Genomic DNA, 24,840 nt, shown 5'->3' with positions numbered 1-24,840 from the left:
GCCTTCTCACGCCTTGAACAGCGCGGCGTCCCGCGTCAGCCCGTTGCTCTGCCAGGCCGCGTCGAATTTGCGCAGGCTCTGCTCGATGTCCTCGCTTGACGCGTGGAGCTGCTGGAACACCTCCACCGGCAGCGTGACCGCGGCCACCCCGGTTTGCGCGCAGCGCAGGAACTGATCCACCGTCTTGACCGCCGCCGCCAGGATTGCGGTCTTGTAGCCGTAAGTGTCCAGCAGCCGCTGCGACTGCTCCAGCACCTCGAAGGCGTTGCCGGTGGAAAGCTCGATCCGGTTCACATAGGGCGCCGCGTAGCTGGCGCCTGCCAGCGCCGCCAGCGCCAGCTGCCGGGTCTCGAAAATGGTGGTCGCCAGCGTGGCGATGCCTTCGCGCTCGAGAATAGACATCGCGCGGAAGCCATCCCCCGCCGCCGGAATCTTGACGACCATCCTGGGGCTGATGCCGGCGATGCGCCGGGCCTGCGCCAGCATGCCGTCCAGTCCGCGCGCCGCCACCTGCACCGCCAGCGGGCCGCTCTGGGCGTCCAGTATCTCGCCCAGCACGGCCTCCACGTCCCGGTTGGACGTCGCCAGGATCGACGGATTGGTCGTCACGCCGGCCAGCACGCCCATGGCCTGGGCCTTGCGGATGGCGTCAATGTCTATCGTGTCCAGCCATATCTTCATTTGTTTGCACCACTCGCCACGGAAAAGGGATAAATATTGCGCGCGCTCAGCTTGCCGATCACAAAGCCCAGCTGGCACAGCGACCGGCAATTGAGCCGCTCCTTGATATTCTTGATGTGCTTGTTGACCGCGTCGCTGGTGATGTCCAGCGAAACGGCCGCTTCGGCGCAGGACGCGCCGCCCACCAGTTCGCGCATCAGCGCCACTTCCTTCTTGGTCAGGTAGGCGTTATGGTCCGCGTCTCCCAGATAGATGCGCGACACGTCGCGGCGGTCCATCAGGCTGTAGAAATCGGAAACCAGCATGTCGTGGTTGATGTCGCTGTCCAGGATCAACTTGCCCCTGGCCGATTCCGGCAGGTAGATCCGGTCATGGCCGGCGGATTCGATCACGTCGTGCAGCTTGTATTTGAACAGCGAGACGAACTGGTGCAGATAGGCCATCTTGCCGGCCAGATAGTCATTGTTGACGCTGTTGTCGTAAACCGAGCCGAAGTGGAAGAAGTCGCAGTAGCCCTCGCTGCGCTCGATCAGCGTCACGCCGTTGTCAATGCCGAACAGCGCCGCCGCCGAATAAATGGGCTCTCGGTTCAGCCAGTTCCAAAACACGTAGCCGTCGGTGAAATTGTCCGAATCCTTTTCGAACACCGCCAGCTGGAACATTTCCTGCCGCCAATAATGCTGGATCCAGTCCGGAGAATTGGTCAGGGCGATGCGGGAGCCATCGGCGTAATGCCGATCGAAAGTGAAATAAGCGATTTTCAGGCTGCGCAGCGGCCGGGTGAATTCCATCACCGCGTCGGTGGCGGTGAATGACGCGTTGGTCGCGTAGAACCTGTCGCTTTGGAAATTGATGTCCGTCATCGCCCACCCGGCAGTCTTCCGCCTGCGGGGCGTTTTCTCCGCCGCCAGCGCAGATTCGAGTCGATATAATCAGAAACAAAACTGTTCATATAGCTACAAATTACGCTTCAGGAGATTTTAAGAAAAACGAATCATATCACCAAACCCCAAACCAGAATCCATCAATAAATCCGCTCTTTCGGCAACCATCCATATACGAACATATATATCGATAAAATAAACCACCACCGCTTTCCCCTCCCGACATATCCATGGAAAGAACAGGCTTTTCCCGTCTTCGCGGATTGCGTAATATTCCGGCCTTTCGTTTGCCTACGGATTCGAATATGCGCCGTTTTTCCGCCCGCCCCCCTCTTGCCGCCCTGCTATTGGCCTTGGCCGGCTGCCATGGACAAGGCGGCGCGCAGCCTGCCGCCGAGGTCCCGGCGGAGCCCGGCCCGGTCAGCCGCGTGGCCACCGTTCCCAAGGGCGTGGAGGTCAAGGGCAAGCTGGTGGCGGCCTATAGCTGGCGGGACAGCGCAGGCGACAATCTGCTGGTGCTGGGCGAAACCCATGAGGACCGGGCCAGCGACGAAACCGAATCGTCGCGCCTGTACGCGGCGCAATACCGCGTGGACGCCGGGCGCCCCAAACGCCTGTGGGCGCTGAATGACGGCGTCGATCAATGCCTGTTCGACGCCAGCGCGGAATTCGACCTGCCGGCAGTCAGCTTCCCCATGCTGGGCCGGGACGGCGCGCGCGCGGTGGCGCTGGCTTATCGCCAGACCTGCACCAGCGACGTCAGCCCCAACGAGTACAAGCTGATCCTGCATGCGGGAGCGGACAAATACGGCCTGCGCGGCGCCGACCGCTACGGCGTGCGCAACCGCGACCAGAAAACAGGAGAAGTGGAAGGCCTGCCCCTTCCTGCAGACTGCAGCGCCGGCTCCCAACGCGACCTGCTGCGCCGCGAAGGCGGCTCGCTGTTCGAACCTCCGCTGCCCGGCTGCTACCAGGATGAGCATGATTTCGCCAAGGCTCCGCCCGCCTACCTGAAATACATGAAGAAACAGTGGTTCAAGCGGATGCGGGAACTCGACCAAGCATGGCTGGACGGACAGACTGCCTGAGCCCGTGAGCCGAAAGATCCGGCGAGTTTTCGGCCATTTTCAAAAAAACCAAGTAAGTGATTCTGGTAAGAACTAGTTTTTCTCTCGCAGTTTGCAAAGGATCATGCATTCACTGGGCCTCCTCTCCCGCGCGATCGGAAAACGGAGGCCAACCGATCACTGACACCCAAGGCAAACACCATGAACATCGCCCATTACGCCAAAACCCGCTACACAACCAAGGCCTTCGACCCCGGCTTCAAGCTGAGCCCCGATCAGGTGGAGCAGATCGAAGCGCTGCTGCGCCATAGCCCCTCGTCCACCAACTCCCAGCCCTGGCATTTCTTCATCGCCGGCAGCGACGAAGGCAAGGCCAGCGTCGCCAAGGCCACTGCCAGTAGCTATGCCTTCAACCAGGCCAAGGTGCTCAACGCTTCTCACGTGGTGGTATTCTGCACCCGCGCCGCGCTGGATGATGCCCACCTGCAAACGCTGCTGGAGCAAGAAGACCGAGATGGCCGCTTCGCCAGCGCCGAGGCCCGTGCCGGCCAGCACAAGGGGCGCTCGCATTTTGCCGATATGCATCGCTTCGAACTACGCGATGCCTCGCATTGGATGGAAAAGCAGGTTTACCTGGCGGTCGGCACCCTGCTCTTGGGCGCGGCGGCGCTTGAGATCGACGCCTGCCCGATCGAGGGCTTCGACCAGCGGATCATGGGAGAAGAACTGGGATTGCGGGAAAAAGGACTGGTCGCTTCGGTGATCGTCGCGCTGGGCCGCCGTTCCGACGAAGACTTCAACGCCAAGTTGCCAAAGTCCCGTCTTCCGGCCGACGCCGTCATCACCCGGCTGTGACTTTATCGCGCCGCCCGGTAGCTGCGCAGGAGAGATCGCGATGAACATCCAGGGAATCGACCATTTCACGATACGCGCCGCCAACCTGGAAATCAGCGCGGCCTTCTATCAGCGGGTGCTGGGCCTGAGCGATGGCCCGCGCCCGGCATTCCGCTTTGCCGGCAAATGGCTGTACGCCGGCGGCCACCCGGTGCTGCACCTGGTAGCGGCGGCGGCGGATGGAGCCGAGCTGGAGGCGTATCTGGGCGGCCGCGCGGCCATCTCCGGCTCCGGCCGCCTCGACCACATCGCGCTGCGCGGACAAAATCTGATGGACATGCAAATGCGGCTGCTGTCGCTGGGCCAGGACTTCCACGAGCGCGTGGTGCCGGAGCAGGGAGAACACCAGTTGTTCATCGACGACCCGGACGGCGTCAGGATAGAGCTGATTTTCCCCTATTCTCCGGATAATCAAATGGCCGGCGAGCAATTGCCGCGACTGGACATCCAACACTGACGTCCCGGCCTCTCACCCGCGCTATCCCTCCAGCCCGCCGCCCAAAGATCGATACAACGCCGCCATGTTCTCCGCCTCGGCCAGGCTGGCGCTGATCCACTGCTGGCGCGCCGCCTGCGCCGTCCGCTGCGCCTCCAACAGGCTCAGATAGCCGTCCAGCCCCTGCCGATAACGCGCTTCCGCCAGCCGCAGCGAGGTTTCCGCGCTGGCGAGCGTCGCCTGCCGCGCCTGCTTCTCCTCCGCCAGCGCCTGGCGCTGGCTCAAGGCGTCGGCCACTTCGCGAAACCCGCTCTGCAGGGCTTTCTCGTAAGCGGCCAGCGCCACCAGCCGCTGCCCCTCCGCCTGGTCCGCGCCGGCCCTGGCCGCGCCGCCGTCCAGCAAAGGCAAGCTGGCGTCCAGTGCCAAGCTAAACGCCCGCGCAGGCGCGTTCAGCAAGCCGGCCAGCGTCACGCCGCTGAGCCCCGAGCTGGCGCTGAGCCCCAGCTTGGGCCATAGGCCCGCCCGCGCGGCGTCCACGTCGGCATGGGCGGCTCGCAGCAAATTCTCCGCCTGGCGAACATCCGGCCGGCGCAGCAAGGCATCGGCCGGCGCGTCCACCGGCAGCGCCGCCAGCGTGTACGGCTTGTCCTCCAGCGCGGCAGGCAATCGCGCCTCGTCCAACTCCGCGCCTACCAATAGTTGCAGCGCCAAGCGGTCCCGCTCCGCCAGCCCTTGGTAGCGGGCGACATCGGCCCGCGCCTGCTGCCGCACCGTTTCCATGGAACTGACATCGAGCGCGGAAGACGCGCCCAGCCGCAGCCGCTCGCGCGTCAAGGCCAGCGAGCGCTCGGCGCTTTGCAGCGTCGTCCGCGCCGCGGCCAGCTGGCTGCGGTCGGCGGCCAAAGTCAGGTAGGCGTTGGCCGTTTCCGCGATCAGGCTGACCCGCGCAGCCTGCTCGCCGGCCTCGCTGGCCAGATAGCGTTGCCATTGCGCGTCGCTCAGGCTCCGCACCCGGCCGAACAGATCCAGCTCGAACGCGCTGACGCCCAAGCCGGCGCTGACGCCCCGGCTGTCCACCGCCAACGACGGATCGCCGCCGCGGGTCAACTGGCGGTTGGCGTTGCCCTGCAGCTGCACGGTCGGCAGCCTCGCCGCGTCCTGTATCCGGTACTGCGCCCGCGCCGCCTGGACATTGGCGACGGCCGCGCGCAAATCGCGGTTGTTGGCCAAGGCCTGAGCTATGGTTTCTCGCAGGCTGTCGTCGACGAAGAAGCGCCGCCAGGCCACATCGGCCTGTCCGCGTTCCGCGTTCGCCGCCGGCCAATGCGCCGGCACCGGCGCGGCGGGCCGTTGGTAATCCGGCTGCGGCGACGCGCAGCCAACCAAAGCCGCGCTCATCAATAAGCAGAAAACTCGCTTCATGGCCGCGCCTCCGCCAGCTTCAAACGACGCTGCGCGACGCGGCCAGCCAAACCTCGTATCAATACATGCGCCAGCGGCACGAAAAACAGCGTCAACAGCGTGGCCGACACCACCCCGCCCAGCACCGCCGCGCCGATGGCGTTCTGGCTGCCTGCGCCCGGCCCGCCGGCCCAGACCAGCGGCGCGACGCCGACGCCGAAGGCCAGCGAGGTCATCAATATCGGCCGCAGCCGCTGCCGTGCGGCGGCCAGCGCCGCGCTCAGCGCATCGTCGCCGCGCCGTATCGCCGCCTCGGCGAACTCGATGATAAGGATGGCGTTCTTGGCCGACAGACCTATCGTGGTCAGCAGGCCCACCTGGAAGTAGATGTCGTTGGACAGGCCGCGCGCCATCACCGCCAGCACCGCGCCCAGCACGCCGAGCGGAATCGCCGTCATGGCGGCGCAAGGCACCAGCCAGCTTTCGTACAGCGCCGCCAGGCACAGGAAGACGAACAGGATGGACACCGCGTACAACAACGGCGTCTGGCCGCTGGATAGCCGGTCCTGGTAGGACAGGCCGCTCCACTCGTACTGCGTGCCAGGCAGCTTGCCGGCTATCGCCTCCACCGCCCGCATCGCCTCGCCGGAACTGACGCCGGCGGCGGCCGAGCCCGACAAGGGCCGCGCCGGCAAACCGTTGTAGCGGTTCAGCTGCGCCGGGCCGTATTCCCAGCGCGCGCGGGCGAAAGCGGAAAACGGCGTCATCGTGCCGTCCACGCCGCGGACGAACCACAAGCCCAGATCCTCAGGCTTGGAACGATACGGCGCGTCGCCCTGCATCATCACTTTCTTCACCCGGCCGCGATCGATGAAGTCGTTGATGTAGCGACCGCCCCAAGCGGCGCCCAGCGTGTCGGCGACATTGGCCGGGTCCAGCCCCAGCGCAGCGGCCTTGCTCTGGTCCACGTCCAGCCGCAGTTGCGGCTTGTCGTCGGCTGCGCCGGAGCGCACCGCGCTCAGCCTGTCGTCGCCCTGCGCGGCCTTCAGCAATTGGTCGCGCGCTTTGGCCAGGCCCTCGCGCCCCATGCCGGACGCGTCCTGCAGCCAGAACTCGAAACCATTGGTCTGTCCCAGGCCGCCGATAGGCGGCAGCACCATGCCGAACACCTCGGCGTCGCGCTGCGAGGCCAGCGCGGCGGTGGCGCGGTCGGCGATCGCCTGCGCGCTGTTGCCGGCGCCCGGCCGCTGCGACCAGTCCTTCAGCGCGATGAAGGCCATGCCAGCGTTCTGGCCGGAGCCGCCGAAGCTGAAGCCGGACAGCATGTACACCGACTCGACATTGGCTTTTTCGGCCTCAAGAAAATGCTTCTCCACCGCGCGCGCCACCTTGTCGGCGCGCTCGTGGGTGGCGCCGGTGGGCAGCGTGAACTGCACCATCACCGTGCCCTGGTCCTCGTCCGGAATGAAAGCTGTGGGCAGCTGCGGATACAGCGCGGCCAGTCCGGCGATCAGCGCCAGGTAAACCAGGCCGCCGCGCAATGGGCGGCGCAGCCAGGTTGGCAGCCAGCGGTCGGCATAGGCCGACTGCAGACGGAGAAAACGGCGCTCAAACGCGGCCAAAGGGCCGCTATCCGATGGCTTTTCCGGCCGCAACAGCGTCGCGCACAAGGCCGGCGTCAGCGTCAGCGCGGTCAGCACCGACAACGCCATCGCCGCGACGATGGTGATGGAGAACTGGCGGTAGATGACGCCGACCGAGCCGCCGAAAAAGGCCATGGGCAAGAACACCGCGCCCAGCACCAGGCCGATGCCGACCAGCGCGCCGCCGATCTCGCCCATCGAGCGCTCGGTGGCCGTATGCGCGTCCACGCCTTGCTCATGCATCACCCGCTCGACGTTTTCCACCACCACGATGGCGTCGTCCACCAGCAGGCCGATGGCCAGCACCATGCCGAACAGCGTCAGCGTATTGATGCCGAAGCCGGCCGCCGCCAGCACGCCAAAGGTGCCCAGCAGCACCACCGGCACCGTCAGCGCCGGAATCAGCGTGGCGCGCCAGTTGCGCAAGAACACGAACATCACCAGCACCACCAGCGCCACGGCTTCCAGCAGCGTTTCCATCACCGCGCGTATCGACAGCCGGACGAAATGGGTGGTGTCCTCCGGATAGGCGACGCGGATGCCGGGCGGGAAATTCCGCTGCAGCTCGGCGACGCGCGTCTTCACCGCCTCGGCGGTGGCCAGCGCGTTGGCGCCCGGCGCCAGCATCACCGCCAGGCCGGAGGCAGGATGGCCGTTCAGCCGCGAGCTGCTGCTGTAATCCTCTTGTCCCAGCTCCACCCTCGCCACGTCGCCCAGCCGCACCGCGCCGCCGTCCGGCAGCGCCTTGAGCACGATGCCGCGAAACTGCTCCGGCGTGGACAGCCGCGACCAGGCCGTCACCATCGCGTTCAGTTGCTGGCCCGGCGGCGACGGCAAAGCGCCCAGCTCGCCGACCGAGACTTCGGTGTTCTGCTTGGAGATGGCGGCGCTGACGTCGGAGGGAATCAGGCCGTAGCTGTTGAGTTTGTGCGGGTCCAGCCATATCCGCATCGCGTATGGCGCGCCGAAGGCGCGCACCGAGCCGACACCATCCACCCGGCTCAGCGGGTCCTGCACATTGCTGGCCAGCCAGTCGGCGATATCGGTGTCGCCGCGCTGGCCGCTGACATCGTAAAAGGAAGCGATCAACAGGAAGTCGCCCTGCATCTTCTGCACCGACAGCCCGTTCTGCTGCACTTGCTGCGGCAGCCGCGCCAGCATCTGGCTGACCTTGTTTTGCACCTGCACCTGGGCGGTGTCGGGATTCGCGCCTTGGCGGAAGGTGAGCATGATCTCGGCCTGGCCGGACGAGGAGCTGGTGGAGCTGAAGTACATCAGGTTGTCCAGGCCCTTCAGTTCCTGCTCCAGCACCTGGATCACGCTGGTTTCCACCACCTGGGCGGACGCGCCGGGGTAGCTGGCGCTGACCATCACCGTGGGCGGGGCGATGTCCGGATATTGCGACACCGGCAGCGCGCGCAAGGCAAACAGGCCGGCCAGCATGATGACGATGGCCAGCACCCAGGCGAAAACCGGGCGGTCTATGAAGAAACGCGCCAGCATCGCTCAGCTCCTCCCGGCCTGGGCCGGCAGCGCCACCGGCGTCGCCGCCTCGCCCGGGCGGGCGCGCTGCAGGCCGTCGACAATCAGCCTGTCTCCGGCTTTCAATCCCGTGGCCACCAGCCAGTAAGCGCCGTGGGTGCCTTCCGTCGTCAGCAGCCGCTGCTCCACCTTGTTGCCGGCGCCCAGCACCAGCGCGGTGGCGCGCCCCTTGCCGTCGCGCGCCACGCCCTGCTGCGGCGCCAATACCGCCTGGCGGCGCACGCCCTGCTCCAGCTCGGCGCGCACATACATGCCAGGCAGCAACAGGCCTTCGGGGTTGGGAAATTCGGCGCGCAAGGTCACCGCGCCGGACACGCGGTCGACGTTCAATTCGGTGAAGCGCAGCTTGCCGGGATGGCGGTACGGCGCGCCGTCCTCCAGCTTCAGCGTCGCGGCCGCGCCGGCAGGCTGACGCTCGCCGTCGGCCTGCCGGCGCTTGAAGGCCAGCAGGTCCTGGCTGGACTGGACGATGTCCACGTACATCGGGTCCAGCTGCTGGATGGTCGCCAGCGCCGCGCTCTGGCCAGCAGTGAGCAGCGCGCCCTCGCTGACGGCGGAGCGGCCGATGCGGCCGGAAATCGGCGCCAGCACGCGGGTGCGCGACAAATCCACCCTGGCCGCCGCCACCGCCGCCTCGCCGGCCTTGACCGCCGCCAGGCCCTTGCGGTAGTCGGCATCCGCCTCCTCGCGCTCCTGGCGGCTGACGCCGTCTATCTTGGCCAATTCGGCATAGCGTTCGGCGCGTCCCTTCAGGCTGCCCAGCGCGGCGCGGGCGGATGCCAGCGTCGCCTCCGCCTGCTGCAAGGCAGCCTGGTAGCCGGCCGGATCGATCTGGTACAGCAGGTCGCCGGCCTTGACCAGGCTGCCCTCGGTGAAATGCCGTTTCAACACGATGCCGTTCACCTGCGGCCGGACTTCGGCGCTGCGGAAGGCGACGGTGCGGCCGGCCAATTCGGCCCTTACCGCCACGTCCTTAACCTCCAGCTTCACCACGCCCACCTCGGGCGGCTTGCCCGCCAGCGGAGCTTGCTCCGCTCCCCCGCAGCCGGCCAGGCCCGCCGCCATCGCAACAACCGTCAATATCCGCATATTCCTGTGCATTCCGGCCGCGAAAGCGGGAACCATCAACCCCATCAGATGCGCGCGCGGACGCATGCCGTCATCGAAAAGCGGGCTTGGCGGCTCTCGTTCCGGGCTCAATCGAGTCCAGTGTCCAAGCAGCGGCCGGGCACGAGCTAAGCGCCCGCCGCTCGTCCGCCGCTCGCATGAGCTTGCAGGCGGATTCCCCGAATTGAGACGGGAATCTTGGCATGGGCGACAATGTTAATGATAATACTTATCACTTGCAATAAAATCGCCGGACGCTCTCGAATGCAAAGGAAACACTCCATGCCGCTCCCCCATGCCACGCGCCGCGGCGCGCTGCGCCTGGCCGTCGCAGCCGGCCTCGCCGCATTGCTCTCGGCCTGCGACGCTCCAGCCCAATCCGACGACGCAGCCGCCGCCTCGGCCGGTTGGCCTCGCACGCTGGACACGCCCAAGGGCAAGGTGACGCTGGACAAGATGCCTCAGCGCATCGTCTCCACCAGCGTGACGCTGACCGGCACCCTGCTCGCCATCCACGCGCCGGTGGTCGCCAGCGGCGGCAGCGCCGCCCATTCCAAGGTGACGGACGACCAGGGCTTCTTCACCCAGTGGAGCGCGGTGGCCAAGCAACGCGGCGTGACGCCGCTGTACCAGGGCGAACCCAATGCCGAGGCCATCATCGCCGCCCAACCAGACCTGATCGTGATGGCCGGCACCGGCGGCGACTCCGCGCTGAAGCTGTACGAGCAGCTGAGCCAGATGGCTCCAACCCTGGTGGTGAACTACGACGACAAGAGCTGGCAGGAACTGGCGACGCTGCTGGGCCGAGCCACCGGCCGCGAGGCCGACGCCCGCGCCGCCATCGCCGATTTCGACGCCGAGGCGGCGAAACTGAAGGCGGCGCTGAAGTTGCCGCCGCAGCCGACGGCGGCGCTGGTCTATTACGAAGACGGCTCCGGCGCCAATCTGTGGACGCCCCAATCGGCGCAGGGCAAGCTGCTGCAGTCGCTGGGCTTTGAATTGGCCACCGCGCCGGACAGCGTCAAAGGCAATACCAGCATGGGCGTGCGCCACGACATCATCCAGCTGACCGGCGAGAAGTTCGCCGACGGCCTGCAAGGCAAGTCGATGATCCTGTTCAATGCCGATCAGGACCAGGTGCCGCAGGTGCTGGCCAACCCCTTCCTGGCCGACAATCCGGCGGTGAAGGCCAGGCAGGTGTACGCCGCCGGCCTGGACACCTTCCGCCTGGACTACTACAGCGCGCGCAATCTGCTGGCGCGGCTGCGCAAGCAGTTTGCTTAGAAAATCGGCTACTGAAACCATCCCCGCAGAATCAACGGGGATGGCGCCGGCTCAGCGGAATCTCAGGAGAAACCTTTAAACAAACCAGCCACCCGATTACACGCTCCCCATCATCCGCAGCCGTCTTCGCTCAAACAGACATGCAGAACATTCTTATTGCAAATGGCTTGATTCACGGATACCTTCCAAAACTTTCGCCGACCGCGCCGAATAGCTCCGGCTATTCAAGGATTGAAAGCGCCATCCAAAACTTGCCGACTTGATGTCTGCACAAGCCTCTGCGTCCATCATGAAAAAAACCATTGCCCTCTTCTGTCTCTGCTTGCTATCTCCCTTTTCCTTTGCTGACGAACAAGCTTGCCTTGGCGATTTGGCCGGCACCTTTCAGAGCGCGATCGGGCACAGCGCGCCGGAATCGGTTCTTACCGTAAAGCATGGCCAGGACGGCTGGGCATTCAGTCTGCCAGAGAGCGCGAAGGACAATAAGGACTCGCTTTTCCGCTATCATTTCGACCGCGAAAAAGCGCTGCAGGCCAGTTCAATCACCGGCGATAGCCTGCAATACGTCGGCTATACCTTGCTGACGCCATTCCTTGAAAAGAACATCAAGCTGGACAAGATCAAGATCGAGTGCGGCCTGGCCGTCGATGGAATGTTCCTGGTCAGAATGGACCTGACGCAGGCAGACAGCAGGCTCCTGAAAAACATAGCCATGCTAAGCAGCGCGATGGCTGGCAATAAGCCAGGCATCAATATAAGCGACAGCCAGGTAGAAAAACTGCAGGGCACCCAATATTTTGCCGGAGAGTCGCTTCAGCTGGACGGCGTAATCAATACCATCACGCCGTTCCTGGCGCAAAAATCCACTGATGCCGGGCAGGCCCATTAGCATCGGACAGCTTTGCTCTACATGAAAAAAGCGGACCGAAGTCCGCTTTTTTCATGGTTCGCCGCGCGAAGCTCAAGACCCCGCCGCCTGCTCCGCCGGTTCGCCTTCGGCCTGCTCCGGCTTGCCGCCGGAGAGGCGGCGCAAGGTGCCGAAACCCACGCACATCAGCAGGCCGGCCGCCGCCACGCCGGCGCCGAACCAGGCCACCGCCATCAGCGGCGCCAATGCCCGCGCCAGCGCGCCCAGACCCAGCGCGCCCAGGCTGTCGCCCACCACGTCCTGGGCGTTCCACAGACTGTTGACGCGGCCCAGAAGGTGGTCCGGCGTCTGGCCCTGCACCAGCGTGAACTGCAGCAGCGAGGCGATGGAGCCCAGATAGCCCAGCACCACCAGCGCCGCCAGGCCATAAGCCAGGTGGGTGAAAGCGCCCAAGGACGCGATGGCCAACGACGAGGCGGTCACGCAAGCCAGCATCATCGCGCCGGGACGGCTCAACCCGCCCACCCAGCCGCTGGTGAAAGCGCCCAGCATCGCGCCCAGCGGCACCGCCGAATACATCAGGCCCACTTCGAACGCTCCGCCGCCGTAGCCATCCTCGGCCAGCGACGGATAGAGCACCCGCACCGCGCTCAGCAGCGTCTGCAGTGTGCCCACCGCCACCACCGCGCCGACCACCTTGTTCTGCCACAGGAATTCAAAACCTTCCATCAAGGACCGCAGCGGATGGGATGGCTCAGCGTTTTGCGGCTTCAGCGACGGCAGACGGGTCAGCGGAATCAGCGTGGCCAACGTGCCGATGCCGGCCAGCAGGTAGTTCCAGTTGACGCCGGCGGCGGTGATGATCAGGCCGCCCAGCAATGGCGACAGCACCGCGCCGAAGCGCACCGTCAGCATGCTCAGCGCGCCGGCGGCCGGCAGGTTCTCGCGGCCGACGATGACCGGAATCGACGCCATCAGCGAGGTGATGCCGATGCCGCTGAAGAAGCCGTCCCAGGTGGACACCACGTACAGCGCCGTCACCGACGGGTTGGTCATGAAGCCGTTCAAGGCCAGCGCCAGGAAGCCCAGGCCGCAAGAGGTGCGGCCCAGCAGAATCAGCCGGCGGCGGTCCATGCGGTCGGCCAGCACGCCGCCGCACATCAGGCCGGCGAACATGCCGATGCCGTCCAGCGCCATCGCCGCGCCCACCTGCAGCGTGGAGCCGGTGAGCTGATGGATCTGCACCGGCACCGCCACCATCAGGATGCCGAAGGCGAACACCGAGATCATCCGGGCGATGAAGATGGAGCGGAAATGCGGATTGAGCCTGAGCAGGCTGAAGTCGACGAAGATGGGCGATTTTTTCATGTTATCAACGCAGTGGTTCAAGAAGCGCGGCGCAGCGGCCGCGCGCGGAAAAAATTGACGGCGTCACGCCGCGGCGTGGTTTCTTCATGGAGTTTGCATGGTAACATTGCAGATTCGTATTAGGAATCATTTTCATTTAATCATGCCTACTCGCCCACATGCGGCCACGCGCCGACGGATGACGCTCTTGCTCGCCTGCCTGACGCTGCTGGCCGTCATATCCGCGCTGAGCCTGGCGCTGGGCGCCAAGCCGATTCCGCTCGCCGCCGTCTGGGACAGCCTGCTGGGCCGCGCCGCCGGGCCTGACAGCGTGGTCGTATTGCAGGGACGGCTGCCGCGCACGCTGCTGGGCCTGTTGGCCGGCGCGGCGCTGGGCTTGTCCGGCGCGCTGATCCAGGCGCTGACCCGCAATCCGCTGGCCGATCCCGGCATACTCGGCGTCAACGCCGGCGCCAGCTTCGCGATGGTGCTGGGCGTCGCCTTCCTCGCCGTGGACAGCCAAGGCGGCTACATGGCCTGCGCGGCGGCGGGCGCGCTGTGCGCGACGCTGCTGGTCTACGCCGTGGGCGCGCGCGGCCGCCGCGCCGATCCGCTGCGCATCGTGCTGGCCGGCGTGGCCGTCGGCGCGGTGCTGATGGGCCTGTCCGCCGCCATCACCCTGCTCGACCCCATCGCCTTCAATCGGCTGCGCTACTGGAACGCCGGCACGCTGGACGTGCGCGACATGGCCGCCGTCGGCCTGGCCGCGCCCGCCATCCTGGCCGGCGGCCTGCTGGCGCTGCTGCTTGCCCGCCCGCTGAACGCGATGGGCCTGGGCAATGATCTGGCGGTCAGCCTGGGCGGCCGGCCGCTGCTGATCCAGGGCGGCGCGGTGGCCGCCGTCACCCTGCTGTCCGGCGCCAGCACCGCCGTCGCCGGGCCGATAGGCTTCGTCGGCCTGATGATTCCCCACGTCGCGCGCCGGCTAGGCGGCGCCGACCTTCGCTGGAGCCTGCCCTTCACCGCGCTGCTGGCGCCGATGCTGCTGCTGTCGTCCGACATCGCCGGCCGCTTGCTGACGCCGGGCGAGCTGCGCGTGTCCATCGTCACCGCCTTCATCGGCGCGCCGGCGCTGATCTGGCTGGCGCGCAGCCACGGCGGATCTGGAGGCAAGGCATGAAAACGGCGCATCTGCGGCTGGGCGATCCCGACGGCCGCTTCAATCTTCGCATCAAGCCGGGCCGGCTATGGCCGGCGCTGCTGCTGATGGCGGCCTGCGCCGCGCTGGCGCTGCTGAGCCTGCGCGCCGGCGCCCTGCATCTGAGCGTCGAGCAAGTGTGGGCGGCGTTGCAAGGCCAGGGCAGCCGGCTGAACGTGGCCGTGGTCCAGCAATGGCGGCTGCCGCGGGTGGCGATGGCGCTGATCATCGGCGCGGCGCTGGGCATGAGCGGCGCGATCTTCCAGTCACTGCTGCGCAATCCCTTGGGCAGCCCGGACGTGGTGGGCTTCAACACCGGCGCTTACACCGGCGCGCTGCTGGTGATCACTACAATAGGCGGCAGCCATTTCCAGATCGCCGGCGGCGCGCTGGCAGGCGGCCTCGCCTCCGCCGCGCTGGTTTATCTGCTGGCCTGGCGGCGCGGCGCGCACGGACTCCGGCTGATCATCGTCGGCATCGCCGTCAGCGCCATGCTGAGCGCGCTCAACAGCTGGCTGCTGATCAACGCCAGCCTGGAGTCGGCGATGAGCGCCGCGATATGGGGCGCCGGCACGCTGAACGGCATCACCTGGAGCAAGGGCCTGCCGTCGGCGCTGTTCTGCCTGCTGGCGATGCTGGCGGCGCTCACGCTGAGGCCTCGGATGCGGCTGCTGGAAATGGGCGACGACAGCGCCAATGCGCTGGGCGTGCCGGCCGAGCGCGCCCGGCTGACGCTGATGGGCCTGGGCGTGGCGCTGATCGCCTCCGCCACCGCGGCCGCCGGCCCCATCGCCTTCATCGCGCTGGCCGCGCCGCAGATCGCCCAGCGGCTGCAGCGCGCGCGCGCCACCAGTCCGCTCACCGCCGCCTGGACCGGCTCGCTGCTGCTGTTGGCGGCCGACTACGCCGCCCAGCACCTGTTCTATCCGCGCCAGCTGCCGGTTGGCGTCGTCACCATTTGCATCGGCGGCCTTTACTTGCTGTGGCTGCTGCTGCGCCAAACCGGAGGCGCGAAATCGTGACCACCCTGTCCTTCAAGCTCAACCCCGCCGCGGCAATCGACGCCGCCCTGCCCGCGTCCGGCCTGCCGCGACTATCCGGCGACGGCCTGCGCCTGGGCTACCGCCAACGGACGATCTGCGAGCGGCTGAACCTGCGCATTCCCGATGGCTCCTTCACCGTCGTCATCGGCCCCAACGGCTGCGGCAAATCCACGCTGCTGCGCAGCCTCAGCCGCCTGCTGAAACCGCTGGACGGCCAGGTGCGGCTGGACGGCCGCGACATCCACAGCCAGCCGGCCAAGGCGGTGGCGCGCCAGCTGGGCCTGCTGCCGCAAAGCGCCGTCGCGCCGGACGGCATCACCGTGGCCGATCTGGTGGCGCGCGGCCGCTACCCGCACCAGGGCCTGCTGCGGCAATGGAGCCGCGACGACGAAACCGCGGTCAATGAAGCGCTGAAAGCCACCGGCACCGTCGACCTCGCCGACCGGCTGGTGGACGAGTTGTCCGGCGGCCAGCGCCAGCGCGCCTGGGTGGCGATGGCGCTGGCCCAGCAAACGCCGCTGCTTTTGCTGGACGAACCCACCACCTATCTGGACATCGCCCACCAAATCGAGCTGCTGGAACTGTTCCGCACGCTCAACCGCGACGGCGGCCGCACGCTGGTGGCGGTGCTGCACGACATCAACCACGCCTGCCGCTACGCCACCCACTTGATCGCGATGAAAGACGGCCGCATCGTCGCCGAAGGCGCGCCGTCGCGCATCGTCACCTCCGAGCTGATCGAGCAGGTGTTCGGCCTGCCCTGCCTGATCATCGAGGACCCGGTCAGCCATACGCCGATGGTGATTCCGCGCTGAACTTGCCTTGCCGTCCCGCCATGAAAAATGGCCCCGAGAGGGGCCATTTTCATTTGCCGGAATCCATCACCCCAGGCTGTGCACCTCCTTCAGGATGCCGTCCAGCAATGGGCCCAGCGCCTCCAGAGACTGCGGCGACACGATATCCTCATGCGCGCAATCCAGCTCATGCACATTGAGGCCGGCCAGGTGCGGCCGCCAGGTTTCCCGCACGTCCATGCCCTCGGGCAAGGTTCGGCGGGCGACGAACAGCGTGGCCTCGCCGTCGTAGCGCGGCGTGCGCGCCTGCGACAGCAGACGCACCGCGTCCTGGTAGTTGGCGACGATGTGGCCGAACATCTCGGTCTTTTCGCGCAGCATGAAGGCGTCGGCGGCGTCCTCGGTGGCGGACATGAACTGCTCCTGCTCGCGCGCCACTTCGGCCTTGGCCTCCTCCTCGGTCGGGCCGTTCCAGTCCTGGCCCTCCGGCGGATAGGTGTCGAGCAGGCCCAGGAAGGCCACCTCCTCGCCCTGCTGCCTCAGCTTGGCTGCCAGCGCCTGCGCCACCGTGCCGCCTAGCGAGTAGCCGATCAGGTGATACGGACCCTGCGGCTGGATGCGGCGCAGATTGGCCAGATGGCGTTCGCACACCTCATCCATGTCGGCGCAACGGGCGATGGCGCCGTCCGGGCGCGGCGACTGTAGGCCCACCAGCGCGAAGCCGGGGCGCAGATGGCGCGACAAGCCGCTGTACTGCCAAGCGAAGCCGGAAGCCGGATGGATGCAGAACAGCGGCCGCCCCTTGCCGGCGCGCAGCGGCAGCACCTCGCCGAAGCCAGCCAACGCCGGGTCGGACGCCAGGACTGCATCGGACAGCACCGCCGCCAGCTTGGCCACCGTCGGCGAACTCATGATCTGGCCGACCGACACCGGCAGCTTCAGCTCGCGGCGCAGCGTCGCCGCCAGCCGCATCGCCAGCAGCGAGTGGCCGCCCAGCGCGAAGAAGTCGTCGTCGGCGCGTACCGCGTCGGATTCCAAGATCTCGGCGAACAAAGCGGCGATGCGGCTTTCCAGGCCAGGACGCGGCTCGCGGCCTTCGGCCGCCGCCGTCGAAGACGGCTCCGGCAGCGCCTTGCGGTCCAGCTTGCCGTTGGCGCTGAGCGGGAAATCCGCCAGTCGCATCACGGCTACCGGCACCATGTGGGCCGGCAGAACCTTGGCCAGCGCCGCGCGCAGCGCGTCGGCCTCGGGCAGGTTGTCTGGATCAGACGCGATCACGTAGCCGACCAGCTGGCGGTTGTCGGCGCCGGCGGCATGCGCCGCCTGGCCGCCCAGCGCGCGGGCGTGGACCACCGCGCGGGCCACGCCCGGCTGAGCCAACAGCGCCGCCTCGATCTCGCCCAGCTCGATGCGCTGGCCGCGTATCTTCAGCTGATCGTCGCTGCGGCCCAGATACTCCACCGCGCCGTCCGGCAGCCAGCGCGCGATGTCGCCGGTGCGGTACATCCGTTCGCCATCGGCGTACGGATCGGCGACGAAGCGGCTGGCGGTCAGATCCGGCCGGCCCAGATAGCCATGGGCCAGCTGCATGCCGCTCAGATAGAGCTCGCCCGGCGCGCCCACCGGCACCGGCCGCAGCGCGGCGTCCAGAATGCGCAGCGCGGTGTTCCACACCGGCAGGCCGATGGGCACGCTGGCCGATTCCGGCGCCGGCTTGGCCGCCGGCTGGTAGCTGACGTCCACCGCCGCCTCGGTCGGGCCGTACAGATTGTGCAGCGGCGCGTCTATCAGGCCGGCGTAGCCGTCGGCCAACTCGCGCGACAGCGCCTCGCCGCTGCAGAACACCCGGCGCAAGCCGGCCGTCTGGGCCGAACGCGCCGCCGCGTCGCCCTGCATATGGGCCAGCAGCGCCGCCAGCATCGACGGGACGAAGTGCAAGGTGGTGACCCCGCGCGCGGCGATCAGCTCCAGCAGCGCCTCCGGGTCGCGGTGGGCGTCCGGCGGCGCCATGAACAGCTTCGCGCCGACGATCAGCGGCCAGAAGAACTCCCACACCGATACATCGAAACTGCAAGGCGTCTTCTGCAGCACCACGTCGTCGGCACCCAGGCCGTACTCGTGCTGCATCCACAGCAGGCGGTTGACGATGGCGCGGTGCGAAACCAGCACGCCCTTGGGCCGGCCGGTGGAGCCGGAGGTGTACAGCAGATAGGCGGCATGGTCCGGCGTCAGCGCCGGCGCGTCGAAGGCCTGCGGCTCGGCCGCCAGCTCGTCCTGCAGCAACAGCGTGCCCATGGAAGCAAAGCGCGGCGCCAGTTCAGCGCAGGTGATGATCAGCGCCGGCTTGGCGTCGGCCACCATATAGGCCAGCCGCTCGTCCGGGTAGCCGGTGTCCAGCGGCAGATAGGCGGCGCCGGCTTCCTGCGCCGCCATCAGCGCCAGGCTCAGATGCGCCGAGCGCGGCAACGCCACGGCGACGATGTCGCCAGGCTTGACGCCGGCCTCCGCCAGCCTTCCGGCCAGATGGGCTACCTGGGCGCGGGTTTCGGCATAACTGAGCGCGCGCGCCTCGTCCAGCAGCGCCGGCGCGTCCGGCGTCCTGGCGGCCTGGGCCTCCAGCAGCGACGGCAGCGTGGCTTCCGGTATCGCTACGGCGGTGGCGTTGACCTGCTCGATCAGCTCGCGCTCGGAGCCGGTCAGTGGATTGAAAGCCGACCACGGCAGCTCCGGCTGATAAGCCAGGTGCTCCAGCAGCGCCAGCATGCGTTCGGCCAGTTGCTGCGGTTCTTTGACCAGGTTGCGGTACTCGATCAGCAGCCGCAATCGGTCGCCAGGCAGCGCCAGCACGGTCAGCGGATAGTGGGTATGGCCGCGGTTGCGCAGCGAGGCGATGCGCGCGCAGTGGTAGTCGCGCGACTGCATGTCCTGATCCGGGTAGTTCTCGACCACCAGCAGCGTGTCGAACAGCGTGGCCGCGCCGGCCAGGCGCTGGATTTCGGCAAGGCCCAGCCCGTCGTGCTCCAGCAGACGGATCTGCCGCGCCTGCAAATCGGCCAGCTGATCCCACAGCATCGCGTCCGGCCGCAGAGCCACCCTCACCGGAATGGTGTTGCTGAACAGGCCGATATGCTCGTCCACGCCGTCCACCGGACTGAAGCGGCCCGACACCGGCGAGCCGAACACCACGTCGTTGCGGCCGGTCAGCACCGACAGCAACGCGCCCCACATGCCTTGCATCGCGGTGTTCAGGGTGAGGCCGCGTTCGCGGCAGCGCTCGGTCAGCGCGTCTTCCAACGCTTGCGGCAGCACCAGCTCGAATTCCCGCACTTCCGGCGCGGCCGTCTGCTGGCCGAACAGCAATGTGGGCTTGACGCCGTCCAGCGTCTGCAGCCACAGCTGCCACGCCGGCGTCAGGTCGCGCGCGGCCAGCGCGCGGACCACGCTGGGGTAGTCGACGCGGATCGAAGGCAGCGTGTCCGGCCCGTCGCCGTAGGCGGCCAGCAAGTCGCGCAACATGATGGGCGTGGACCAACCATCGACAACCAAATGGTGCGCGGTCAGGAACAGCGTGGACAGTTGGCCGTGGCGCGTCAGCGTGGCCTGCAGCAGCGGGCCGTCGCCAGGGCCGCCGACCGTAAAGTCGCGGTCCAGTTCCTCACACTCCAGCGCCTGCAGCGCCTCGGCCTCGTCGGCCGTCGCGGCCAGCTCCAGCTCTCGCCACGGCCATTCCGGCAGAACCAGCGGCAGCAGTTGCAGCGGCTCGGCCTGGGCCTCGCTGTCGAAACCGACGGCCAGCTGCGGATGGCGGCGCAATACCGCAGCCAGCGCCGCGCGCAGCCTGTCGCTGCCTAGCGGGCCTTCGAAAGTGACGCGGGTGATGGAGTTGTACTTGCCGGCCGCCTCGCCCAGCTGGGCGTGGAACAGCAAGCCCTGCTGCAGCGGCAGCACCGGCAACGCGGCGGCCAGACTGCCATGACGGGCGCAGAGCGCCGCCAGCTCGGCGTCGGACAACGGCGCGCCGCCGAAACCCAGCGTCTCGGCGGCCACCAGCGTGTCGGCCGCAGCCAGTGGATCGCGCTCGGCGAGATGCGCCAGCGCGGCGATCGCGCTGTCCATCCTCAGCCCCAGCCGTTCGATGGCGTCAGCGCCATACAACGCGTCGGCCCAGGTCCAGTTGACCGCCACGCGCGGCGCGGCGCCGGACTCGTCGACGAAGACATTGGCCTCCAGCCCGTATTGCAGCGGCAAGGCCGGATCGATGTCGACGGCGAAGGCGTCGGCGAAGCGGCCTCCGGCGGCCAGCGGCGTCCATTCGCCGTCCCCGGTCTGGAAGCGGCCCAGGTAGTTGAACAGCAGCGCCGGGCGGTTCTGCTCCTCCAGCGCGCCCAGCGCCGGGCCATGCTCGTCGTCCAGATAACGCAGCACGCCGTAGCCCAGGCCGTGGTCCGGTATCGCCCGCATCACGCGCTTGACCGCGCGCAGCGCCTCCAGGGCAGCCGCGTCGCCGGCCGCATGGGCCGACAGGTTGAACAGCGCCGGGTATTCGGCGGTCAGCCAGCCGACGGTGCGGCCCAGATGTATGCCATCGTCGCTGGCGTAGCGGCCATGTGACTCCAGACCGACGCGCAAGCGCGGCGCGTCGAATTCGCCGCGGCAAGCCAGCAGCAGCGCCGCCAGCAGGATTTCCTCCACCGTCGCGCGGCAGGCGTTCGGCAGCTTTTGCAGCAGGGCCGCGCTGGCCGCCTCGCCGAGCTGCGCACGGCTGTGGCGGGCCGTGTCGTGGCGGTCGCGGGAAGCATCCAGCGCCTTGGCGCTCAATGCGTCGGCCTTTCCGGCCAGCATGCCGCGCCACATCGCCAATTCGCCGCGGCGGGCCGGCACCTGGGCCGCCAGCGTTTTCGCCCACTCGCGCAGGCCGAACTCCTCGCGCGGCAGTTGGACGGCCTCGCCGGCCATCGCCGCCTCGCACGCGGATTGCAGTTCCGGCAGCAACGCGCGCCATGACACCCCGTCCACCGCCAGGTGGTGGATGGCCAGCAGCACGCGTTTTCCGTCCGCGCCATCCCGCAAGGCCGCCTGCAGCATCAGCCCGTTTTCCGGGTCCAGGCGCGCGCAGGCGGTTTCAAACAGGCTGTCCGGCGTCGCGTCCGACTCGGCCTCAATCAAGATGCGCGCGTCCAGCGTGGCCGGCGCGGCGTCCAGGCTCAGCTGGCCGTCGACGGCGCGGCTGCGCAATGCCGGGTGGGCCCGCTGCAAGGCCAACAGGCCGGCGGCCAGGTGCTCGGCGTTCAACGCCGCCGGCGCCTTCAGCCACACGCCCTGGACGAAGCGGCTGTTCAGGCCGTATTGCTCGGCGAACCAGGCGACGATGGGCAGCTTGCCGAGCGGGCCGGCCGCGTCGTCGGCTGCCGGATTGGCGGCGCTCAAGGGCTGCAGCGCCGCGGTCATGCCGGCCGGCGTGCGCTTGGCGAACACGTCGCGCGGGCGCAGCAGGAAGCCGGCGCGGCGCAGCTCGGTGCCCAGGCTCATCGCCGAGATGCTGTCGCCGCCCAGCTGGAAGAAGTCGTCGTCGGGACTGGTCTGCTCCAGGTTCAGCACCCGGGCCACCGCCGCGCACAGCAGGCGCTCGGCGTCGTTGGCCGGCTCCCGTCCTGCGGCTGCATTCTGCGGCCGGATCGCCGGCAGCGCCTTGCGGTCTATCTTGCCGTTGATGTTGACCGGCCACTCCGGCAACACCGCCAGCGCCGACGGCACCATGTAGTCGGGCAGCGTTTCGGCCACTTGCGCCAGCAAGGCGGCGGACAGGCCGGCCTCCTCGTGGCGGCCGGCGTCGGCCATCGTGCAATAGGCGATCAGCCGGTGGCTGCCGCCCACCGCCTCGGCCAGCACCACGGCGGCGTTGACGCCGGGCAGGCTGGCCAGCGCGTGCTCGACCTCGCCCATTTCGATGCGGAAGCCGCGCACCTTGACCTGGTGGTCGACGCGGCCGATGAAGTCCATCTGGCCATGGGCGTTCCAGCGCACCAGGTCGCCGGTGCGGTACATCAGCTCGCCGTCGCCGAAGGGGCTGGCGACGAAGCGGGCCGCGGTCAGCGACGGGCGGTTCAGATAACCCAGGCCCAGGCCGTCGCCGGCCAGGTACAGTTCGCCGGCCACGCCTATGGCCACCGGACGCAGCGCGGCGTCCAGCACCAGCGCGCGGGTATTGGCCACAGGCCGGCCCACCACCGGCTCCTCGGCGATGGAACCCGGCGCCCCCAGCGCCGAGATCGTGTATTCGGTCGGCCCGTAGAAATTATGGAAATGCAGCTGCGAGTAGCCTCGCATCTCCTTCCACAGCGCCGGCGGCACCGCCTCGCCGCCCACCATCACCATGCCGGGCTGCCAATGGCCGTCGTCCATCAGGCCACAATCCAGCATCTGCCGCAGCAGCGACGGCGGCACGTCCATCTCGTCGATGCGTTCGCGACGCACCAGCTCGACCAACTGCTGCGCGTCGCGGCGCAGCTCCTCGTCGCACAGATGCACTTCCTGACCCATGAAGAGCCAGAACAGCTGCTCCAGCGCGCCGTCAAAAGACAGCGAGGCGGTCTGCATCGTGCGCACGCGGCGGCCGCGGGAACGGACGAAGTCGCCGAACAGTCCAGTCTGCTGGCTCAGCAGCAAGTTGAGAAAGCTGGCGTGGGCGATCATCACGCCTTTCGGCTTCCCGGTGGAGCCTGAGGTGTAGATCATGTAGGCCAGCCGGTCGCCATTCAGCGAACGCAGCCGTTCCGCGTCGTCCAGCGGCTGGGCGGAGCGGGCGGCCAACCGCGCGCGGACCTCGCCATCATCCAGGCACAGCGCCGGCAGGTCCGGCAGCCGGCCGCAAACGTCGGAGCGGGTCAGCAACAAGGCCGGCGCGGCGTCCTCGCACATCATCGCCAGCCGCTCAGGCGGATAATCGAGGTCCAGCGGCAGGAAGGCGGCGCCGGCCGCCAGCGTACCCAGTATCGACACCACGGTGTCGACGCTGCGCGGCACGGCGACGCCGACCACGCTGCCGTCGCCGATGCCGCGCGCCAGCAGCTCGCGCCCCAGTTGCGCGACGCGGGCCGACAGCTCGCCATAGCTCAGCCGCTCGTCGCCGCAGACCAGCGCGGTTTCGTTTTCATATTGCGCGGCGCTTTGCAGGAACACGTCCAGCGCGGTGCGCACGCCGGCCGGAGCTCTGACGCGCGGGCCTTGCGACCATTCGTCCAACGCGGCCTTCTCCGCGGCGCTATGCAAAGGCGCGTCGCCCACCGTCGCGCCCCCGGCCAAGGCGGCGATGAAGCCGCGCAGCCGCCAGGCATGCCATTCCAGCTCCGCCGCGTCGTAGCGCGCCGGATTGGCGCTCAGCTCCACCACCAGCGCCTCGCCCTGCTGCCAGAGGCCGAATTCGATGTCGTCGATCGGACCCACCGCCAGCGGCAGCGTGGTGCCTTCCACCTCGCCCAGCCGCAGAGATTGGTCATAGATCTTCAGGTTCAGCGTCGCGCCGTACAAGGCGCGGCTGGAGCCAACCATGCCGCTGTCGCGCTGAATCTGCTCGGCATCGTAGCGCTCATGGCGGCGCACCCGTTTCAATTCGTCGGCCAAACGCCGCGCGAGCGTTGCCAGATCGTCGCCATCGTCGATATCCAGCGCCACCGGCAGCACGTTGACCACCGGACCCACGGCTCGCAGCGCGGCCGAACCCATGCGCCGCATGAAAGGCACGCCCATCGACACCCGGCTCGCGCCGCTCATCCTGGCCAGGTAGGCGAAAACCGCCGCCATGGCCTGCGGCGCCGCCGCTCCTCCGGCGATTTCAAAACGCCGGCGCAGCACGTCGACATTGGCCGCGCCGTCGCCGGCTAGCGCATCGCGCGCTGACAGCGTGGACGGCGCAGGCAGCGCGGCGGCGTAGTTGCGCCAGAACGCGCGGTCTTCCTCGCAGCGCGGGCTGGCCAGGTAGGCGTCGCGCTCGGCCGCGACATCGGCGAAAGAAACGAATGGCGACGGCGACGGCGCTTCGCCGCGGCCCAGCGCCTGGTAGAGGTCGGCGATGCGGCGGGTCAGCGCGGCGAAGCTGTAGCCGTCGACGCAAACATGGTGGTAGCGCTGATACCAGAACCAGCGCTCGCCCGCGCCGCCAGCCAGCTTGAACAGGCGGTGCAGATACAGCGGCCGCTCGCCGTCGGCCGGCAGATCGGCGGCCAGATCTTCGCCCATCCATTGGCGGGCCTTCTCTTCCGGATCGGCCTCTGCGCTCAGGTCATGGATTTCTGGAAGAGGCAGGTTCTCGGCGCTCAGCCCTTGCCGCAGAAGCTGCGCCGGGCCGTCCGGCGTTTCCAGGTACTGGGCGACGACGGTGTCGGCCTCGGCCAGGCCCAAGCCTATGGACTGGCGCAGCCGCTCGGCGTCTATCGCGCCGTCCAGTTCGACGCAGTGGGCGACGGTGTAGGTGTTCTTTTGTTCGGCGATCTGGTCCGCTAGCCAGATGCCCAGTTGCGAGCCGAACAGCGGCAGCTCGCGCTCGATGGCGGAGGGTCTTGTTTCAATGGTCAACACGATGCTTCCCCGGGTGCGGGTAATCGGAACGGCCGGCGCGCAGCCGGCCGCGCCCAGGCCTGAGGCATGGGCGGAAC

15 protein-coding genes are annotated in these 24,840 nt (G+C 67.8%); 8 read left to right on the top strand and 7 right to left on the bottom strand.

Going from position 1 to position 24,840, the window contains the following annotated elements; genetic code table 11:
* Positions 1–6 precede the first annotated feature (6 nt).
* Together VA599_RS01520 and VA599_RS01515 are read right to left on the bottom strand one after the other, a co-directional pair.
* A complete protein-coding gene (locus VA599_RS01520) occupies positions 7–681 on the bottom strand; it encodes a transaldolase family protein (protein WP_021478454.1) in 675 nt (224 codons plus the stop codon).
* Positions 678–1,544 carry a helix-turn-helix transcriptional regulator gene (locus VA599_RS01515; protein ID WP_021478455.1) on the bottom strand — a complete coding sequence of 289 codons (867 nt, stop codon included), beginning with the start codon at positions 1,542–1,544 and terminating at the stop codon, positions 678–680. The genes VA599_RS01520 and VA599_RS01515 overlap by 4 nt, the downstream gene beginning before the upstream one ends.
* Before the next feature lie 326 nt (positions 1,545–1,870).
* Here VA599_RS01515 and VA599_RS01510 point away from each other — a divergent pair, with 326 nt between their 5' ends.
* From VA599_RS01510 to VA599_RS01500, 3 genes are all read left to right on the top strand, one after another.
* A complete protein-coding gene (locus tag VA599_RS01510) occupies positions 1,871–2,653 on the top strand; it encodes a M949_RS01915 family surface polysaccharide biosynthesis protein (RefSeq protein ID WP_346787435.1) in 783 nt (260 codons plus the stop codon).
* A gap of 180 nt (positions 2,654–2,833) precedes the next feature.
* Positions 2,834–3,487: an oxygen-insensitive NAD(P)H nitroreductase gene (gene nfsB / locus VA599_RS01505; protein ID WP_346787434.1), complete on the top strand. Its 654-nt coding sequence runs from the start codon at positions 2,834–2,836 to the stop codon at positions 3,485–3,487.
* A 40-nt stretch (positions 3,488–3,527) separates the two neighbouring features.
* A complete protein-coding gene (locus VA599_RS01500) occupies positions 3,528–3,983 on the top strand; it encodes a VOC family protein (protein WP_346787433.1) in 456 nt (151 codons plus the stop codon).
* A 21-nt stretch (positions 3,984–4,004) separates the two neighbouring features.
* On the opposite strand, the gene VA599_RS01495 is transcribed toward VA599_RS01500, so the two are convergent.
* The 3 genes from VA599_RS01495 to VA599_RS01485 are packed head-to-tail and all read right to left on the bottom strand — an operon-like array spanning position 4,005 to position 9,637.
* On the bottom strand, positions 4,005–5,384 hold the full coding sequence (locus VA599_RS01495) for an efflux transporter outer membrane subunit (RefSeq protein ID WP_346787432.1): 1,380 nt from the start codon (positions 5,382–5,384) through the stop codon (positions 4,005–4,007).
* A complete protein-coding gene (locus VA599_RS01490; RefSeq protein WP_346787431.1) occupies positions 5,381–8,509 on the bottom strand; it encodes an efflux RND transporter permease subunit in 3,129 nt (1,042 codons plus the stop codon). Before VA599_RS01490 ends, VA599_RS01495 begins: the two co-directional genes overlap by 4 nt.
* A gap of 3 nt (positions 8,510–8,512) precedes the next feature.
* Entirely contained in the window at positions 8,513–9,637 is a 1,125-nt protein-coding gene (locus tag VA599_RS01485) for an efflux RND transporter periplasmic adaptor subunit (RefSeq protein WP_346787430.1), read from the bottom strand.
* Positions 9,638–9,937: 300 nt separating this feature from the next.
* On the opposite strand from VA599_RS01485, the gene fepB reads away from it, so the two are divergent.
* Entirely contained in the window at positions 9,938–10,939 is a 1,002-nt protein-coding gene (fepB, locus tag VA599_RS01480; protein WP_346787429.1) for a Fe2+-enterobactin ABC transporter substrate-binding protein, read from the top strand.
* Between the two features lie 289 nt (positions 10,940–11,228).
* Entirely contained in the window at positions 11,229–11,828 is a 600-nt protein-coding gene (locus tag VA599_RS01475) for a hypothetical protein (RefSeq protein WP_346787428.1), read from the top strand.
* 72 nt (positions 11,829–11,900) lie between these two features.
* On the opposite strand, the gene entS is transcribed toward VA599_RS01475, so the two are convergent.
* Positions 11,901–13,175, bottom strand: a complete 1,275-nt coding sequence (entS, locus tag VA599_RS01470; protein WP_346787427.1) for an enterobactin transporter EntS — start codon at positions 13,173–13,175, stop codon at positions 11,901–11,903.
* 178 nt (positions 13,176–13,353) lie between these two features.
* Between entS and fepD the strand changes: the two genes are divergently transcribed.
* From fepD to VA599_RS01455, 3 genes are read left to right on the top strand one after another with little or no spacing between them, the layout of a single operon-like run.
* The gene (gene fepD / locus VA599_RS01465; protein ID WP_346787426.1) at positions 13,354–14,334 is read left to right on the top strand and encodes a Fe(3+)-siderophore ABC transporter permease; all 981 of its coding nucleotides are present in this window, start codon (positions 13,354–13,356) and stop codon (positions 14,332–14,334) included.
* Positions 14,331–15,374 (top strand): iron-enterobactin ABC transporter permease, encoded by a 1,044-nt coding sequence (gene fepG / locus VA599_RS01460; RefSeq protein ID WP_346787425.1) that lies wholly within the window; start codon positions 14,331–14,333, stop codon positions 15,372–15,374. Before fepD ends, fepG begins: the two co-directional genes overlap by 4 nt.
* The gene (locus VA599_RS01455; RefSeq protein WP_021478467.1) at positions 15,371–16,210 is read left to right on the top strand and encodes an ABC transporter ATP-binding protein; all 840 of its coding nucleotides are present in this window, start codon (positions 15,371–15,373) and stop codon (positions 16,208–16,210) included. Before fepG ends, VA599_RS01455 begins: the two co-directional genes overlap by 4 nt.
* 66 nt (positions 16,211–16,276) lie before the next feature.
* On the opposite strand, the gene VA599_RS01450 is transcribed toward VA599_RS01455, so the two are convergent.
* Complete coding sequence (locus tag VA599_RS01450; protein WP_346787424.1) at positions 16,277–24,763, bottom strand: amino acid adenylation domain-containing protein; 8,487 nt, start codon at positions 24,761–24,763, stop codon at positions 16,277–16,279.
* Positions 24,764–24,840 lie beyond the last annotated feature (77 nt).

The sequence above is a fragment of the Chromobacterium indicum genome (assembly GCF_039708975.1).
GTDB classification, from domain to species: domain Bacteria; phylum Pseudomonadota; class Gammaproteobacteria; order Burkholderiales; family Chromobacteriaceae; genus Chromobacterium; species Chromobacterium piscinae.
The sequence above is the reverse complement of the archived record's forward strand: the minus strand, read 5'-3'. Positions and strand labels throughout refer to the sequence as shown.

Excerpts from the sequence above, each read along its gene's own strand:
- VA599_RS01520 (WP_021478454.1), bottom strand. The coding sequence starts at position 681 with ATGAAGATATGGCTGGACACGATAGACATTGACGCCATCCGCAAGGCC.
- VA599_RS01515 (WP_021478455.1), bottom strand. The coding sequence starts at position 1,544 with ATGACGGACATCAATTTCCAAAGCGACAGGTTCTACGCGACCAACGCG.
- VA599_RS01510 (WP_346787435.1), top strand. The coding sequence starts at position 1,871 with ATGCGCCGTTTTTCCGCCCGCCCCCCTCTTGCCGCCCTGCTATTGGCC.
- nfsB (WP_346787434.1), top strand. The coding sequence starts at position 2,834 with ATGAACATCGCCCATTACGCCAAAACCCGCTACACAACCAAGGCCTTC.
- VA599_RS01500 (WP_346787433.1), top strand. The coding sequence starts at position 3,528 with ATGAACATCCAGGGAATCGACCATTTCACGATACGCGCCGCCAACCTG.
- VA599_RS01495 (WP_346787432.1), bottom strand. The coding sequence starts at position 5,384 with ATGAAGCGAGTTTTCTGCTTATTGATGAGCGCGGCTTTGGTTGGCTGC.
- VA599_RS01490 (WP_346787431.1), bottom strand. The coding sequence starts at position 8,509 with ATGCTGGCGCGTTTCTTCATAGACCGCCCGGTTTTCGCCTGGGTGCTG.
- VA599_RS01485 (WP_346787430.1), bottom strand. The coding sequence starts at position 9,637 with ATGCGGATATTGACGGTTGTTGCGATGGCGGCGGGCCTGGCCGGCTGC.
- fepB (WP_346787429.1), top strand. The coding sequence starts at position 9,938 with ATGCCGCTCCCCCATGCCACGCGCCGCGGCGCGCTGCGCCTGGCCGTC.
- VA599_RS01475 (WP_346787428.1), top strand. The coding sequence starts at position 11,229 with ATGAAAAAAACCATTGCCCTCTTCTGTCTCTGCTTGCTATCTCCCTTT.
- entS (WP_346787427.1), bottom strand. The coding sequence starts at position 13,175 with ATGAAAAAATCGCCCATCTTCGTCGACTTCAGCCTGCTCAGGCTCAAT.
- fepD (WP_346787426.1), top strand. The coding sequence starts at position 13,354 with ATGACGCTCTTGCTCGCCTGCCTGACGCTGCTGGCCGTCATATCCGCG.
- fepG (WP_346787425.1), top strand. The coding sequence starts at position 14,331 with ATGAAAACGGCGCATCTGCGGCTGGGCGATCCCGACGGCCGCTTCAAT.